At 60.6% G+C, this 15,959-nt stretch carries 12 protein-coding genes; 1 reads left to right on the top strand and 11 read right to left on the bottom strand.

The window, feature by feature from the left end; genetic code table 11:
* Positions 1 to 75: 75 nt before the first annotated feature.
* The 6 genes from ACA047_RS13565 to ACA047_RS13540 form a co-directional block, all read right to left on the bottom strand.
* Complete coding sequence (locus tag ACA047_RS13565; protein ID WP_497359746.1) at positions 76 to 570, bottom strand: hypothetical protein; 495 nt, start codon at positions 568 to 570, stop codon at positions 76 to 78.
* Between the two features lie 121 nt (positions 571 to 691).
* Positions 692 to 1,189, bottom strand: coding sequence for a GNAT family N-acetyltransferase (locus ACA047_RS13560; RefSeq protein ID WP_497359744.1), 498 nt, complete (start codon positions 1,187 to 1,189; stop codon positions 692 to 694).
* Between the two features lie 225 nt (positions 1,190 to 1,414).
* Positions 1,415 to 2,212: a transglutaminase family protein gene (locus ACA047_RS13555; protein WP_497359742.1), complete on the bottom strand. Its 798-nt coding sequence runs from the start codon at positions 2,210 to 2,212 to the stop codon at positions 1,415 to 1,417.
* Positions 2,209 to 3,159 carry an alpha-E domain-containing protein gene (locus tag ACA047_RS13550; RefSeq protein WP_497359740.1) on the bottom strand — a complete coding sequence of 317 codons (951 nt, stop codon included), beginning with the start codon at positions 3,157 to 3,159 and terminating at the stop codon, positions 2,209 to 2,211. The genes ACA047_RS13555 and ACA047_RS13550 overlap by 4 nt, the downstream gene beginning before the upstream one ends.
* 3 nt (positions 3,160 to 3,162) lie before the next feature.
* Positions 3,163 to 4,572 (bottom strand): circularly permuted type 2 ATP-grasp protein, encoded by a 1,410-nt coding sequence (locus ACA047_RS13545; protein WP_497359738.1) that lies wholly within the window; start codon positions 4,570 to 4,572, stop codon positions 3,163 to 3,165.
* 576 nt (positions 4,573 to 5,148) lie between these two features.
* On the bottom strand, positions 5,149 to 7,275 hold the full coding sequence (locus tag ACA047_RS13540; protein WP_497359736.1) for a TonB-dependent siderophore receptor: 2,127 nt from the start codon (positions 7,273 to 7,275) through the stop codon (positions 5,149 to 5,151).
* Between the two features lie 246 nt (positions 7,276 to 7,521).
* On the opposite strand from ACA047_RS13540, the gene ACA047_RS13535 reads away from it, so the two are divergent.
* A complete protein-coding gene (locus ACA047_RS13535) occupies positions 7,522 to 9,318 on the top strand; it encodes a methyl-accepting chemotaxis protein (RefSeq protein ID WP_497359734.1) in 1,797 nt (598 codons plus the stop codon).
* A gap of 77 nt (positions 9,319 to 9,395) precedes the next feature.
* On the opposite strand, the gene ACA047_RS13530 is transcribed toward ACA047_RS13535, so the two are convergent.
* From ACA047_RS13530 to ACA047_RS13510, 5 genes are all read right to left on the bottom strand, one after another.
* Positions 9,396 to 10,766 carry a hybrid sensor histidine kinase/response regulator gene (locus ACA047_RS13530; protein ID WP_497359732.1) on the bottom strand — a complete coding sequence of 457 codons (1,371 nt, stop codon included), beginning with the start codon at positions 10,764 to 10,766 and terminating at the stop codon, positions 9,396 to 9,398.
* Positions 10,750 to 11,913 carry an alcohol dehydrogenase-like regulatory protein ErcA gene (gene ercA, locus ACA047_RS13525; protein WP_497359730.1) on the bottom strand — a complete coding sequence of 388 codons (1,164 nt, stop codon included), beginning with the start codon at positions 11,911 to 11,913 and terminating at the stop codon, positions 10,750 to 10,752. The genes ACA047_RS13530 and ercA overlap by 17 nt, the downstream gene beginning before the upstream one ends.
* A gap of 111 nt (positions 11,914 to 12,024) precedes the next feature.
* Entirely contained in the window at positions 12,025 to 12,096 is a 72-nt protein-coding gene (gene pqqA / locus ACA047_RS13520) for a pyrroloquinoline quinone precursor peptide PqqA (RefSeq protein WP_003243383.1), read from the bottom strand.
* Positions 12,097 to 12,340: 244 nt separating this feature from the next.
* Entirely contained in the window at positions 12,341 to 13,861 is a 1,521-nt protein-coding gene (exaC, locus tag ACA047_RS13515) for an acetaldehyde dehydrogenase ExaC (RefSeq protein ID WP_497359728.1), read from the bottom strand.
* A 292-nt stretch (positions 13,862 to 14,153) separates the two neighbouring features.
* Positions 14,154 to 15,929, bottom strand: a complete 1,776-nt coding sequence (locus ACA047_RS13510; RefSeq protein WP_497359726.1) for a PQQ-dependent methanol/ethanol family dehydrogenase — start codon at positions 15,927 to 15,929, stop codon at positions 14,154 to 14,156.
* Between the last annotated feature and the right edge of the window lie 30 nt (positions 15,930 to 15,959).

Raw genomic sequence — 15,959 nt, 5'->3', positions numbered from 1 at the left:
ATAGCCAAAGAGCGCGGTTTTGCCTGTTCTGGAAGAAAGAAGTGATGCGGCAAGGATTTCCCTCGCCACACGTCTTCAGCCTCGCTCGCGAGGAATCAAACTCTGCAACTGCTGTGCGAGAAAGTCTGCGTCAAAAGCGAACGTGTCCGGGTCCTTCAACCCGTTGGTCCTGCGCCATTGCCACTGTAACGACGGCGGCTGGCAAACCAATGAGATGCTGCCATGGCGGGTTGCGGTCAGGCCGATGATCGACAAGGAAATCAGGCCGCCCGCCCCCATCACATCCGGAACGAACTCCACCGGTTTACCGGTAATGGACAATGTCAGTTTTTCAGTCTTGAAGCCGGACGTTTCTACCGGAACGCTTGGCCCGTGAGCCACATACGCCTCACGGTTAAGCTCCAGAAGGCTCGGCGCCATGACTGGCGCCAGCCATTGTTCGATTTGCCCGTACAACACCCGGATCTGCTCAGCCCACACTGCCGACTGGGCCTGGTGCTGTTGTTTCTTGTGCGCTTCGCTGTCTGCGTAGTGACGAAGCATCTCGCCCAATTGCTGTACATCGTCCATGCGCTGTTCCTCGATTAAGGGCGTGCTGCGAAGCTGGATGATGACAGGTTCAAGACACCGGCGTACGCAAAAGCCACATTAGAAGATCGTCGCTTTCAGCGGCTCCCATAGCAGCGATCGTTCAGCGCAACCGCGCCATTGCCAAGGTGTCCACCCAGCGGCCGTCACGCACGGCATAGTCGCGCATCAGGCCTTCGGTTTCGAAGCCGAACTTTCGATACAGCCCGATGGCGGCGTCGTTGTCGGCATACACCGTCAGCTCGACCCGTCGCAGGTTCATCCAGTTATCCGCCACGTCCAGCGCGGCGGCCAGCAGCATCGAACCCACGCCCCTGCCTTGCCAGGCGACCGCCACACCCATGCCCAGGCTGCCGCAATGGGCGCGACGAATGCGCGTGTATTGCTCCAGCCCCAGATTGCCGATCACTTCGCCCTGATGCAGCGCCACCAATTTCACTTGGCGCTCGTCATCCACCGCCAGGCGCTTGCGCCAGACTTCAGTGGACTGAAAAGGCATTTGCAGGACCTGACGAGTGACCGCAGGGTCGTTGTAGAGCGCAGTGACACCGGCGATATGGGCCTCGGTGAAACGTACAAGGGTGATCGAGGACTCGGACATACGGCTCCTCCCTGGAGCGTGACAAGGCCGTTCACTATAAACCGCTGATCACCCAGGTAGCGAGTGGAGCCGGTGGGAGCCTGCATTTGATGTTGACTGTGCCGCCGTCATCGCGAGCAGGCTCGCTCCCACACTGTTTTTGGGTGGGCGCAAGGGCTGTGTCAGCCGCCAATCCTTGCTCACGAAGAGGCCATCGGCAGCCTCTTCGCGGCTGATGCTGTGTGGCTAGGCGTGCTGTACCTGAACCATTGAATTGACCTGCACCCGCGCCAGCATCTGTTCCGCCCCGCCGCCTCGGCGCATGCCGCGTACCGGGCAGGCGTCGAGGTAATCGAGGCCGACCGCCAGTTTCAGATGGCGGTCGGGGCGGGTCAGGCGGTTGGTCACGTCGAAGCTGTACCAGCCGTCGTCCAGCCAGGCTTCGGCCCAGGCGTGGCTCGCCAGGTGGCTTTCGTCTTCAGTACACAGGTAACCGGAGACATAGCGAGCCGGGATACCCAAGCTGCGCGCGCAAGCCAGAAACGCATGGGTATGGTCCTGACAAACGCCCGCTCCACCGGCAAACGCCTCGGCGGCTGTACTGCTGACCGCCGTCGTGCCGGGGCTGTAAGGCATGCGGGCAGCCAGGCCGTTCATCAAATCGGTCAGCGCCGAGCGATCACGCCGTGCTCCGCATTGCTCCAAAGCAAAAGCACTGAGGGCCTCATCGACCTGGGTGAGACGACTGGTGCGCAGAAACGGCAGCGGCGACTGGCTATCCCCTTCCATCTCCACCGTTTGATCGATTTCCACCTGACCATAAGCCGTCAGCACCAAGGCGCCATGGGGCTCGTCCATGGTCATCACGTGCAGGATGTTGCCATAAGGGTCGAGCTGGCTGCGCACCAGCCGCGGCAGTTCCAGATGCCACTCCAGGATGCGCTGGCGCTGACTGTCCTTGGGAGTCAAGCGCAGAAACTGAATGCTGGTGCAGACTTCATCGGCATAGCTGTAGGTGGTGTCGTGGCGTATGGACAGTTTCATACGACCTCCAGATAAGACTCGTGAACGGTCTGGCCCAAGTGACGGATTTGGCCAATGAGGTCGGTCAGCCATTGATGCAGGCCCGAGGCGAGGATTTCGTCGATTCCGGAATAACGCAGGCGCGCATTCAACTCGGCGGCCAGGCGCTGGGCCGGACGGCCATTGTTGCCCGGCAGGCTGGCGAGGATATGGTCCAGTTCCTCGATGCAGGCATGCAGCGAGCGTGGGACGTCGGCACGCAACAGCAACATCTCCGAGACCTGCTCGGCATTGGGCGCATTACGGTAGATCTCGTTGAACGCCTCGAACGAAGACAGTGCCCGCAGCAAAGCGCTCCACTGGTAATAGCCGCGCGCCGAATTGTCGCTGACCTCTTCCGATTCCTCGCCGAACATTTCGTAGCGGGCATCCAGCAGGCGCAGCGTGTTGTCCGCCCGCTCGATAAAGGTCCCGAGGCGAATGAAACAGTAGGCATCGTTGCGCATGATGGTGCCCGACGTCGCACCGCGAAACAGGTGTGAGCGTTCCTTGACCCATTCGCAGAAATGACTGATGCCGTAGCGGCCCAGGCCGTTGCTGGCGATGTTGCGCATTTCCAACCAGGTGGCGTTAATGTTCTCCCACATGTCGGCGGTGATGCGCCCGCGCACGGCATGGGCATTGGTTCGCGCCGCCCGCAAGCAGCTGTAAATGCTCCCGGGATTGGCTTCATCCAGCGCAAAGAAGTGCAGCATGCGTTCGCTGTTGAGCGCCTCATAACGCGCGTTGTAATCGTCCAGCGTACCGGCCGCCAGCAGCGACATCGCCAGCTCGGCGTGGCCATCGCTGCGCCCGGCCTGGGGCATCAACGACAGCGAATAACTGACTTCGAGCATGCGCGCCAGGTTCTCGGCGCGCTCCAGGTAGCGGGACATCCAATAGAGGTCCGAAGCGGTTCTTGAAAGCATGTCTTAGTCCTCCACGACCCAAGTGTCTTTAGTGCCGCCGCCCTGGGATGAATTCACCACCAGCGAGCCTTCGCGAAGTGCCACTCGGGTCAGGCCGCCTGGCACCAGGCGAGTTTCCTGGCCCGACAGCACGAACGGACGCAGGTCGATGTGGCGCGGCGCGATGCCGCTCTCAACAAAGGTCGGGCACGTGGACAGGCACAGCGTTGGCTGGGCGATGTAGGCTTCGGGACGGGCCTTGAGGCGTGCGCGGAAGTCTTCGATTTCCGCTGCGGTGGCCGCCGGCCCCACCAGCATTCCGTAGCCGCCGGAACCCTGGGTTTCCTTGACCACCAGATCGGGCAGGTTGGCCAGCACGTGGGACAAATCCTGGGGCTTGCGGCACTGCCAGGTGGGTACGTTCTTCAGGATGGGCTCTTCGGTGAGGTAGAAGCGGATCATCTCGTCGACGTAAGGGTAAATCGACTTGTCATCGGCTACGCCTGTGCCGACAGCATTGGCCAGCACCACATTGCCCGAACGGTAAGCGGCGATCAGCCCTGGAACGCCCAACATGGAATCCGGGTTGAACGACAGCGGGTCAAGGTAGGCATCGTCAAGACGACGATAGATCACGTCCACCTGCTTGGGGCCAGCGGTGGTGCGCATGTAGACATGGTCGTCGCGCACGAACAGGTCCGCGCCCTCCACCAGTTCCACACCCATTTCACGGGCCAGGAACGCGTGTTCGAAATAGGCACTGTTGAAGCGACCCGGGGTGAGCACCACGGCGGTCGGATTGTCCAGGGGACTTGAGCTTTTGAGAGTGTCGAGCAGCAGGTTCGGATAATGGTCGATGGGGGCCACGCGCTGGGCGGCGAACAGCTCGGGGAACAGGCGCATCATCATCTTGCGGTCTTCGAGCATGTAGCTCACGCCGCTCGGTGTGCGCAAATTGTCCTCCAGCACGTAGTAACTGCCGTCGCCGTCGCGAACCAGGTCGACACCGGCGATATGGGCGTAGATGCCCCGGTGCAGGTTCAGGCCCTGCATGGCGATCTGATAACCCTCGTTGGCGAGTACCTGCTCGGCCGGAATAATCCCTTCTTTGAGGATGTGTTGACCGTGGTAGATGTCGGCCAGGAACATGTTCAGGGCCTGGACCCGTTGAATGCAGCCACGCTCGACCATCTGCCATTCACTGGCCTTGATACTGCGTGGGATGATGTCGAACGGAATCAACCGTTCGGTGCCCTGCTCGTCCCCATAGAGGGTGAAGGTGATACCGGCTCGATGGAACAGCAGATCGGCTTCGCGACGGCGTTGCTCGAGCAGTTCAAGCGGTGTGTCCGCCAGCCAGCGTGCGAAGGCTTGGTAATGCGGGCGGCAGTCACCCTTTGCGTCATACATTTCATTAAAAAAAGCTTGGGGCATAGCCAACTCCCAGCCGCGTTCTACACGGCATTTCTTATCACTTCGTCATTCCAATGGTTCGGCCTTGCTTTGTTTTAATGAGCCCTGTTTCTCTGAGCACCTCGATAGGCATGGGTCTCTGATCTGGCCTTTGCGTCTGGATGACGTGCGCCCCCTGGTTAAATCTGCGTGTTGAGTGGCTCCTGTATGAAGCCATCGGTGCAGTGGCTTTCTCTTTATGTGCCGTAGCAAAGGCTGTGCCTAAGCATGGTGCATCAGGACAACGCTGGAAAAACCATCGCATAATTATGCCATGGCGAAATTTATTTTCATTTTTGCGACAAAAACCCGTTAGAAAGCTGAAACGTTTATCTCAGTTTTCTTCCGCGCGCTGCGAAACGAGTCGAATCGGTGCAACAAGACGGGTAGCAGGCGTTTAATGCCCTGAAAGAGGGAAATTTATACTCAATCCTTGAGGGTAGCTTATATGAGGGGGCAAGCCTGGTTTCACAGATGATCTCTTGCGTTCGTCGCTGGCCGCGCAAAAAAAAGCCCGGAACTCACGTACCGGGCTTTTTTTGTTTCAGCGCAGCCGGATCAGAACGTCACGCTGGCACTCAGGCGTGCGGTACGCGGGTCGCCGACACTGACCTGCAACTGGCTGCCGGTGGAGGACGGGTAGTAGTGCTTGTCGAACAGGTTGTCCACGTTCAATTGCAGGGTCGTCTTGTGCCCGAACACCGGCGACTCCCAGCGCAGGAAGGCGTCGGCCACGGTGTAGCTGCTGAGCCAGAAATCGTTGGCATTGTTGGCGGCGCGCTCGCCGACGTAACGCGCACCGGCACCGGCATGCCAGGCGCCGAACTCGGCAGGCACGTTCAGGTGGTGGGTCAGGTACAGGCTGGCGGTGTGCTTGGGCGCGTCGGCCAGGCGGTTGCCTTCGTCATCCGGATCGTCGAGGATTTCCGTGTGGTTGTAAGCGTAGGTGCCGATCAAGTCCCAGCGCTCGGCCAGACGTCCGGTGATGTCGAGTTCCAGGCCCTGGGAGCCGACTTTGCCGGCGGCCTCCGAGATACTCTCATCACCGACTTGCGTGGTGGTCACTACGTTCTTTTTGACGATATCGTACACAGCAAGGTTGATGTTCAACCCCGGCAACGGATCGTACTTGGCACCGACTTCATAGCTGCGGCCCTCCTCCGGGTCGAAGGTATGGCCGGCATCGTCCACCGTGTCATTGGGCTTGAATGAGCGACTGTAGTTGCCGTACAGCGACAACGTCTCGGTGGCTTTGTAGACCAGACCGAGGAATGGCACGAAGGCGTCGCCGTTGTCATCGCGGTTGACTACGTAATCACTGCCCCGGCCTTGGTCACTGTATTGGTCGTAATGTTGATAGCGGCCACCGAACACTAAAATCCAGCGATCATCCAGATGCCAGTTATCCTTCAAGTACACGGAGCTGGAGTTCAACTGGTTACTCTGGTCGCTTTGGGAGGTGCTGACAACGCTGGGTTCGGCCAGACTGCCGTAACTCGGATCAGTGATGTCGAAACCGCCCTGCACCTTTCCACGGTAGGTCGTGCCACGAAACTGGTCGGATACCTGATTATCGACACCGATCAGCAAGTCATGACGCTGGCCGAGCAGTTCCTGCTTACCCATGAAATCCCAACCGGCATAGCGGGTTTCATCATCGTAATGAGCGCCGTTGGCGGCCCGGCGCAGCGTATTGCCGGTCAACGAGCTGGGCTGCGCAATCGAAAGACTGTACCGGTCATTATTCCAGCCATAGGTGACACGGGTTTTCCACGCCTCGCTCAGCTCATACTCGAAACGTGCCGTGGCCGTTTCGCGGATGCCCACGCTTTTGGACCAGGTTTCGTCGAGGCGCTTGTCGTAGTCGATGTCGGCCGGATGCCCATTGGTGAACACCGTGCCGCGGTCGAATGGGTTGGAATATTCGTTGTATTCGTAGCTCAGGTTCAACGAGGCCCGCTCGCCGGTCCAGGCCAACGACGGCGCCACCAGCTTGCTCTCGTTGACGCCGTAGTTACGCCAGTAGTCCTCATGTTTGCGCTCGGCAATCAGCCGATAGGCCAGACCGGTGTCGCCCAACGGCCCGGTGGTGTCCAGGGCCATGGTACCGCCGCCTTCGCTGTAGCCCGAGCCACTCAACGTGGTGCTCTGGGTGTACTCGGGTTTCTTGCTGATGACGTTGACCAGGCCGCCGGGTTCCAGAGCGCCGTACAGCATCGAAGCCGGGCCCTTGAGCACTTCGACCCGCTCGGTGGTGGCGCTGAAGTTGTGCCCCAGGTTCGAACTCACACCATCGCGCAAGATCGAGCCGTCGTCATTGGTACCAAAACCGCGCTTGATCAGCGAGTCCCGCGAGCCGCCCAAGGTATTGCCCTGGCTGACGCCGCTGACAAACTTCATTGCATCGTTCAGCGAATGCACCTGGTAGTCGGCCAGGGTCTGTTCGGTTACCACGTTGATCGACTGCGCCTCTTCCTTGATCGGTACATCGCTTTTGCTCGCCGTGCTGGCTTGCGACGCCGTATAACCCTCGTCCTGAGTAATGCGACTGCCCTGGATGTCCGTGGTCGGCAGTTCGAGGGAGTCCTGTGCCCACAGCGGGCTTGCGATGAAACAGCAGGACAACGTTGGCAACACACACTTGATGAACGCGTTGCGATTAGCGAGAGGGGTGGAACGATTCAAGACGCTGCACTCACAGAGGGACGTTAATGAGATGGATTATACTTTGAGAATAATTCCCAGTAAATACCTTCTGTGTTCCTGTGCTTGACTCGCCTTTGTCTGATAGACACCCCAAAACCAGTGTGGCGCGGTGCGCAAATTCAGCTAAATCACGCAAAGTGATATCAAATTGCCCAAACTGCTAAAGCTTTGGCATCAGCGGTCGAACTTATGCCATCGATTCATTTTTTTGCCCGGGAGCAATGGATGCAGACGCTAAAGGCCTTGTACGAGTCTATCGAAATGCAATTTTTCGATACGCTCACCAAAAAGCTGTCGAGCCTTTTTCTGCTGGTCGTGGTCAGTGGGCTGCTGTACTGGGTGGCCCTCAGCGCACGCGCCGACATTGTGTTGCAGTTGCGCAACGCGCAGCTGGATGCCGCATTGTTGGGGCAGATCGAGGGGCGGCTGGACGGCCTCACCCATGCCCTGCTCTTCGGCGCATTTCTGACGCTGTGCATGATCAGTTTCATGGTCTGGTACTTTCGCTACCTCATCGTGCGCCCCGTCACTGCCATGACCAAGGCCCTGGAAGAGATCGCCAACGGTGAAGGCGACTTGTCCAAAGACCTGCCACTGGTGACCCACGACGAGATCCGGGTACTGGCCAGCACCTGCAACCGCTTCCTGGCCAAGCAGCGGGAAATCATCAGCAACGTCCAGGCGCTGACCGTGCACATCGCCGTCGAATCGGCGCGCTCGCTGAAGAACATCAGTGAATCCAGCGACAGCGCCACCCACCAGGCACGTTTCGCCAAGGAAGTGATGGAGCAGAGCAACACCGCCGTGGGCCGCATCGAAGAAGTCTCACAACAGACCCAAGGCATCTCCAACACCACCGCCCAGAACCTGAGCATGGCCCGCGACTCCTACGCCGAGCTGCTGGAAGTGACCGGCAACATCAGTGAGATCTCCGGTAGCCTCGATGAGTTCGCCACGCTGGTGGGTGCTTTGAATCAGCGTTCCTCAAGCATCAAATCCATTGTCGGGTTGATCCAGCAGATCTCTGCCCAGACCAACTTGCTGGCCCTCAACGCCGCCATCGAAGCCGCCCGGGCTGGCGAAAGCGGCCGGGGTTTCGCCGTGGTGGCCGATGAAGTACGGACCCTGGCGCAGAATGTGAGCCGGGCCACCAATGATATCTCGCGCAACATTGACGCCATGCTCGAGGAAGTCAGTTCGACCCACGAACAGACCAACCAGATCAGCCACAGCGCCCGGGAAACCCAGAAAGTCGTGGAGCGCGCCTCCGGCCATTTCGAAAGCATGATCGGCGACTTCGAGTCCACCAATGGCAAGCTGGCCGACATCGCCGCCCATATCCAGCAGTTCGCCGACACCAACACGGGCATCAACGAACGGGTCACCCAGATCCACGCCGACAGCCAGTCGATCGACCAGCGCATGCAGCAATCGGCGACCGCCACCCGAGACCTGTCCGGCGTCGCCGAAAAGGTGCAGACCCTGTTGGGGCGGTTCGTGCTCGGCCACGGCAAGCTGGACGCCGCCATCACCCGAGCCAGCCAGTGCCGCGACACTCTCCAGGTACGCCTGGAGGCGCTGCAGCGCGAAGGTCTCAACCTGTTCGATCAGAGCTACCAGTTGATCCCCGGTACCGATCCCAAGCAGTACATGACCGGCTACACCGAGCGCTTTGCCCAGGTCTGCCAGGAAGAATGCGACAAGCTCACCCGCGCCACGCCGGGCGGCAAGGTTTCGTTTATCGTCGACAGCAAAGGTTATTGCCCGGTGAACAACAGCTGGGTATCGAAGCAACCCACGGGCGATCGCGCAGTCGACCTGCCGGTGTGCCGCAACAAGCGGATCTTCAACGATCCGATCGGCCTGCGCGCGGCGGGTAACGTCCAGCGCTTCCTGCTCCAGACCTACCTGCGCGATACCGGGGAAATCATGACCGAGATCGACGTACCGTTCGTCTTCGGCGGCCGCCATTGGGGCAACTTGCGGGTGGGCTTTGATGCATCGGCGCTATTGGCGCAATGACGGCAGCTGATCCAACACCATCGCGAGCAGGCTCGCGCCCACAGGTTTGATGCTCTCGCTGATGAACCCAGGGATCGCTAGCCAAGCAACTGGCTCAACACCGCCCGCAACTTACCGGGCTTGACCGGTTTGTTGAGCAGCGGTGCATTCAGTTTGCGCAAGGCGCGGCGGCATTGATCGCTGCGGTCGGCGGTGATGATCACCGCCGGTATCGCTTGCTGGAAATGCTCGCGCAGGTGCTTGACCACTTCGCAGCCGACCACCCCATGATCCAGGTGGAAGTCCGCCAGGATCAGTTCCGGCGCGAGACCTTGCAGCACATCAAACGCACCCGCCTCATCGGTGGCCGTCAGCACCTCGCAGCCCCACTGCCCCAACAGCGCAGCCATGCTTTGCAAAATGCGCAGCTCATTGTCGATCACTAACAGCCGGCGTCCCGGCAGCGGGTTGCCGGCGACTGCCTGAGCGGGCATTTGGGAAATGGGTAGCGGTCTTTCAGCAGAAAGCGGCACCTCGATGCTGAACACCGAGCCGCGTCCCGGCCGCGAGCGCACCTGCACCCTATAGCCGAGGATATGGGCGATGCGTTCCACAATCGCCAGCCCCAGGCCAACGCCTTTGCGATCCGCCGCACGTCCGACGTCCAGTTGGTTGAACTCCAGGAAAATCGACTCCAGGCAATCGGCGGCAATGCCACGCCCCGTGTCCCAGACCTCCAGGCTCAACCGTTCGCCGCGGCGCCGGGCGGCCAGGAGGATGCCGCCCTGAGCGGTGTAGCGGCAAGCGTTGCTGAGCAGGTTGCGCAGGATGCGTGTCATCAGCCGCAAGTCCGTCAGGATCGCTTCATCGGCAAAACGCACCCGCAGCTCCAGGCCCGCGGCGCCGGCCACCGATTGAAATTCCGAGACCAGCGGCGCGAGCAATTCATCCAGCCGATACGGCGCCAGGTCGGGCCTGACTGCTGCCTGGTCCAACCGGGAGATGTCCAGCAAGTCGGTGAGCAGGTCTTCCGCGCCTTCGAGCGCCTGGTGGGTCCGCTCTACCAGCACCTGTTCGGTGGAAGGCAGCTGGCGTTCGCGCAACGTGGCAATCAGCAGGCGTGCGGCGTTGAGCGGTTGCAGCAGGTCGTGGCTGGCGGCGGCCAGGTATTTGTCTTTGCTGCGGTTGGCGGCCTGTGCGGCGTCGCGGGCATCGCGCAACTGCTGCTCTACCAGTTCGCGCTGGGCGATCTGTTGCTGCAGGTTGTGGTTGGCCTCCAGCAGCGCGTCGGTGCGCTCGGCCACCCGCTGTTCCAACTGGTCGTTGAGCTGTTGCAGGCGCTGGCGGGCCAGTTCCAGGTCATCGAGGCGCGCCGCCAACTCCGGATAGTGGCTCTTGCGCGTGGAGTGATTGCCCAGTCCCAACAAGCCGGCCAGGGCTTTTTGCTGCGCGTCAGAGGGCTTCGCCATAGACGACCTCGACATCCCGCTGGCTCGACTCCCGAGGGTTGGTGAGGATGCACGGATCGTGCATCGCATGTTGCGACAGGAACGGAATATCCGAGGTGCTCACCCCGTGCAGCCCCAGGGTTTCGTGAAAACCGATGGTGCGCTTGAGGGCAATCAGGTGTTCCACCAGCCGGGTACGAATCTGCCGGTGATTGAGCCCACGGCAATCGATGCCCAGCGTCTCGGCAATCACTTTGAAACGGTCCGGCGCGGAGTTGTAGTTGAACGCCACCACATGTTCCACCAGCACTGCGTTGCACAAACCGTGGGGCAAATCGAGAAAACCGCCCAGGCTGTGGGACATCGCATGCACCGCGCCGAGGATTGCGTTGGAGAACGCCAGCCCGGCCTGCATGCTGCCCAGCATGATTTTTTCCCGCAGGGCGACGTCCGCCGGGTTGGCGATCATTTGCACCAGGTTGTTGTTGATCAGGCGCATCGCCTCCAGCGCATGGGGGTCGGTGAGCGGGCCGTGACCGGTGGACACGAACGCCTCGATGGCATGCACCAGCGCGTCGATGCCGGTACAGGCCGACAGGAATGGATCCATGCTCAGGGTCGTTTCCGGGTCGATCAGCGACACGTCCGGCACCGCCGCCTTGCTGACGATGGAAAACTTCATGCGTTCTTGCTGGTTGGAGATGATCACGAACTGCGACACGTCGGCCGAGGTGCCGGCCGTGGTAGGAATCAGGATCAGGGGTGGGCTGGGCATGTACAGGGTGTCCACGCCCTCGAACTCCAGGATGTTGCGACCGTGGGCGACGACAATGCCGATGGCCTTGCCACAGTCCATCGGGCTGCCGCCACCGACCGCGACGATGACGTCGCAGTGATTTTCCCGGTACAGCTCGGCGCCGAGCATGACTTCCTCGACCCGGGGATTGGGCGAGACCGCGCTGTAGATACAGTAATCGAGGCCCTGGGCCTGGAGGCTGGTTTCAACGTCGGCCACCCACCCGGCAGCGATCACGCCGGGATCGGTGACGATCAGCACCTTGCGGGCACCAAACGTCTTGGCGTAATTGCCGACATTGTGCCGGCAACCGGCACCAAACATGATTTCAGGTGAAACGAACTTGCGCAGCGGACTGAGACTCTGGCTCATCGGTAAGCCTGTTCTTATTGTCGTGGAATACCTTGAGCCTAAAGCATCCCGCCGTGAATGCAATCAGACCAATGGGTAGCCCGGCCTGAACCGATCAGGCCGGGCCAGCGCTCATCGGTTGGCGAAGTACATGGTCACTTCAAAGCCGATACGCAGGTCGGTATACGCGGGTTTAGTCCACATGGGTCTTTCCTCTTCTTGTACCGGGCAATTCCGGCAAGGTCATTAATGCACGGGCCGCCCGGGGCTCGAATGCTACTTTCGAAGCGGTGGGTGGGGTGCGTTGGTAGCAATGCATGAGCCACACAAATCCAATGTGGGAACGAGCCTGCTCGCGATAGCGGTCGCTCAGTCAACATCTATGCTGAATGTTCCGGCCTCATCGCGAGCAGGCTCGCTCCCACAGGTTTTTTGTGGTGTTGCCGGGTTAGAAGAACCCCAGCGGATTGATGTCGTAGCTCACCAACAAGTTCTTGGTCTGCTGGTAATGATCGAGCATCATCTTGTGGTTCTCGCGGCCAACGCCGGACTTTTTGTAGCCACCGAACGCGGCGTGGGCCGGGTACAGGTGGTAGCAGTTGGTCCATACGCGCCCGGCCTTGATCGCCCGGCCCATGCGGTAGGCGCGGTTGATGTCGCGGGTCCACAGGCCGGCACCGAGGCCGAATTCGCTGTCGTTGGCGATGGCCAGGGCTTCGGCTTCGTCCTTGAAGGTGGTGATCCCCACCACCGGGCCGAAGATTTCTTCCTGGAACACACGCATCTTGTTGTGGCCCTTGAGCAGGGTCGGTTGGATGTAGTAGCCGCTCGACAGCCCCCCTTCAAGGCGCTCGGCCGCGCCGCCGGTGAGTAATTCGGCGCCCTCTTCCCGGGCAATGTCCAGGTACGAAAGGATCTTGTCGTACTGCTGCTCGGACGCCTGGGCGCCAACCATGGTCTCGGTGTCCAGCGGGTCGCCGCGCTTGATCCTGGCGATTTTCTTCATCACCACTTTCATGAACTCGTCGTAGATCGATTCCTGCACCAGCGCCCGGGACGGGCAGGTGCAGACTTCGCCCTGGTTGAAGAACGCCAGCACCAGGCCTTCGGCGGCCTTTTCAATGAAGGCCGGCTCGGCCTGCATGATGTCTTCGAAAAAGATGTTCGGCGACTTGCCGCCCAACTCCACGGTGGACGGGATGATGTTCTCGGCCGCGCACTTCATGATGTGCGAGCCCACCGGCGTGGAGCCGGTAAACGCGATCTTGGCGATGCGCTTGCTGGTGGCCAGGGCTTCACCGGCCTCGCGCCCGAAACCATGGACGATGTTCAACACACCGGCCGGCAGCAGGTCGGCAATCAGCTCGACAAAAACCATGATCGACAGCGGTGTTTGCTCGGCGGGCTTGAGCACAATGCAGTTACCGGCAGCCAAGGCTGGCGCGAGTTTCCAGGCCGCCATCAGCAGCGGGAAGTTCCATGGGATGATTTGCCCGACCACGCCCAGCGGCTCATGGAAATGATAGGCCGTGGTCAGTTCGTTGATCTCGGCGGCCCCGCCCTCTTGGGCACGGATGCAGCCGGCGAAGTAACGGAAATGGTCAGCCGACAGCGGCACATCGGCGTTGAGGGTTTCGCGTACGGCCTTGCCGTTGTCCCAGGTCTCGCTGACGGCGAGGATTTCCAGGTTCTGCTCGATACGGTCGGCGATTTTCAACAGCACCAGGGAGCGATCCTGAGCCGAGGTCTTGCCCCAGGCGTCGGCAGCGGCATGGGCGGCGTCCAGGGCCTTGTCGATGTCGGCGGCGCTGGAGCGCGGGAACTCAGCGATCACCTGGCCATTGACCGGAGAGGTATTGGTGAAATACTCGCCATTGACCGGCGCGACGAATTCGCCACCGATGAAGTTGCCATAGCGCGGCTTGAAGGAAACGACGGCGCCTGGGGTTCCGGGTTGTGCGTAGATCATGATGGGCCTCTGCCTGGTCGATGCCTGTCACGGGACAGGCGATAGGCCGATGGTAGAGAGCCCCACGCGGCAGACGAATGCGTCGTTGGCAGGGGGGCTCTCGTTATTTGGTCGTAGGTTTTGTGCTTTGTGGCGAGGGGATTTGCCCCTTGTGGGAGCAAAAGGCTTGCCCGCGATGAAGGCGATGCGGTCTTTCCGAGATCGAGGTGCCTGTTTCGCGAGCAAGCTTTGCTCCCACACAGCGGGGATGAATCCCCTCGCCACAAGGACAGCGTCCGGCTCAACTTTTAGATCAGTGCTTGGCCACCAAATCTTTCGGCAACTTGAACGTCCAGAGCATCCCGCCCTGGTTGAAGTCCTTCACGCGCTTGGCCACCTCGCCGCCCCACAACGGCACAGCGCCGCCCCAGCCAGAGACCACCGAGACGTATTGCTCACCGTCCATTTCCCAAGTGATGGGTGAGCCAAGCACGCCGGAGCCGGTCTGGAACTCCCAGACTTTTTCCCCGGTCTTGGCGTTGAAGGCCTGCAGGAAACCCTCAGGCGTGCCGGTGAACACCAGGTTGCCCTTGGTGGTCAGCACACCGCCCCACAGCGGCGCATAGTTCTTGTGGCGCCAGACTTCCTTGCCAGTCTTGGGGTCGATGGCCCGCAGTACGCCGATGTAATCCTCGTTCAACGGCTTGATGGTGAAACCGGCCCCGAGGAACGCCGCGCCTTTCTTGTAGGCAATGCCTTCGTTCCAGATGTCCATGCCCCACTCGTTGGACGGCACGTAGAACAACCCGGTGTCCTGGTTGTAGGCCATGGGCATCCAGTTTTTCGCGCCGAGGAAGGCCGGTGCAACGAACACCGAACTGCCCTTGGCTTCGCTGCCGGGTGCACCCGGGCGGCTGGCCTCGTTGTAGATCGGCCGCCCATCCTTGTCCAGGCCACTGGCCCAGGTGATTTTGTCGACAAACGGGAAGCCACGGATGAACTTGCCGTTGGTGCGATCGAGCACGTAGAAGAAGCCATTTCGGTCGGCAGTCGCCGCCGCCTTGATGTCCTTGCCGCCTTCCTTGTAGTTGAATGAGATCAGCTCGTTGACACCGTCATAGTCCCAGCCGTCATGAGGCGTGCTCTGGAAGTGCCATTTGATGCTGCCGTCGTCCGGGTTCAGGGCCAGGCGCGACGAGGAATAGAGGTTGTCACCAGGACGCAGGTGAGAGTTCCACGGCGCCGGGTTGCCGGTGCCAAACAGCAGCAGATTGGTTTCCGGGTCGTAGTAACCGCCCAGCCAGGGCGCGGCACCGCCGGTTTTCCAGAGGTCGCCCGGCCAGGTTTTGCCAGCCTCGCCGCCAGAGATGCCATTCTCGATGGCCTTGCCATCCTTGTAGACGTAACCCATGTGGCCTTCCACGGTCGGGCGGGTCCACAGCAGCTCGCCGTTTTTCGGGTCGTAGGCGCTGATCTGACCCACCACACCAAACTCACCACCAGCGACGCCGGTAATCAGCTTGCCGTTGATGACGAGCGGCGCGGCACTGATGGAATAGCCTTCTTTGTGGTCGGCGACCTTCTTGCTCCACACCACCTTGCCGGTGTCCTTGTTCAGGGCCACCAGCTTGGCGTCCAGCGTGCCGAAGAACACCAGGTCGCCATACAGCGCCACGCCGCGGTTGATCACGTCGCAGCAAGGGCGGATGTCATCAGGCAGGCGCGCGTCGTACTGCCACAGTTTCTTGCCGGTGCGCGCATCCACCGCGAACACCCGCGAATAGGAACCGGTGAGGTACATCACCCCGTCCTTGATCATCGGCTGAGCCTGCTGACCGCGCTGCTTTTCGCCACCAAAGGAAAAAGCCCAGACTGGCCGCAGGTCCTTGACGTTATCGGTGTTGAGGGTAGCGAGCGGGCTGTAGCGCTGGCCCTGGACGCCCAGACCGTTGGTCACGATCTGCTGCGGGTTTTGGGGGTCCTGGAGAATTTCCTGGTCGGTCACGGCGGCCAGGGCCGAACCGGACAGCAGCATGGCACTGAGCAGCAGGCTCACGGCGAAGGGTTGGCGACGTGCGGGATGAGTCATGACGGCTACCTCTGCGGTTATTGTTATACC

The organism is Pseudomonas sp. LBUM1664, assembly GCF_059695895.1.
Note: the sequence above shows the minus strand (reverse complement) of the source record. Positions and strands in the feature narration are given on the sequence as shown.

Coding starts and splice junctions, on each gene's coding strand:
- ACA047_RS13565 (WP_497359746.1), bottom strand. CDS start 570: ATGGACGATGTACAGCAATTGGGCGAGATGCTTCGTCACTACGCAGAC.
- ACA047_RS13530 (WP_497359732.1), bottom strand. CDS start 10,766: ATGGCGAAGCCCTCTGACGCGCAGCAAAAAGCCCTGGCCGGCTTGTTG.
- ACA047_RS13555 (WP_497359742.1), bottom strand. CDS start 2,212: ATGAAACTGTCCATACGCCACGACACCACCTACAGCTATGCCGATGAA.
- ACA047_RS13545 (WP_497359738.1), bottom strand. CDS start 4,572: ATGCCCCAAGCTTTTTTTAATGAAATGTATGACGCAAAGGGTGACTGC.
- ACA047_RS13510 (WP_497359726.1), bottom strand. CDS start 15,929: ATGACTCATCCCGCACGTCGCCAACCCTTCGCCGTGAGCCTGCTGCTC.
- ACA047_RS13535 (WP_497359734.1), top strand. CDS start 7,522: ATGCAGACGCTAAAGGCCTTGTACGAGTCTATCGAAATGCAATTTTTC.
- ACA047_RS13560 (WP_497359744.1), bottom strand. CDS start 1,189: ATGTCCGAGTCCTCGATCACCCTTGTACGTTTCACCGAGGCCCATATC.
- exaC (WP_497359728.1), bottom strand. CDS start 13,861: ATGATCTACGCACAACCCGGAACCCCAGGCGCCGTCGTTTCCTTCAAG.
- ACA047_RS13550 (WP_497359740.1), bottom strand. CDS start 3,159: ATGCTTTCAAGAACCGCTTCGGACCTCTATTGGATGTCCCGCTACCTG.
- ercA (WP_497359730.1), bottom strand. CDS start 11,913: ATGAGCCAGAGTCTCAGTCCGCTGCGCAAGTTCGTTTCACCTGAAATC.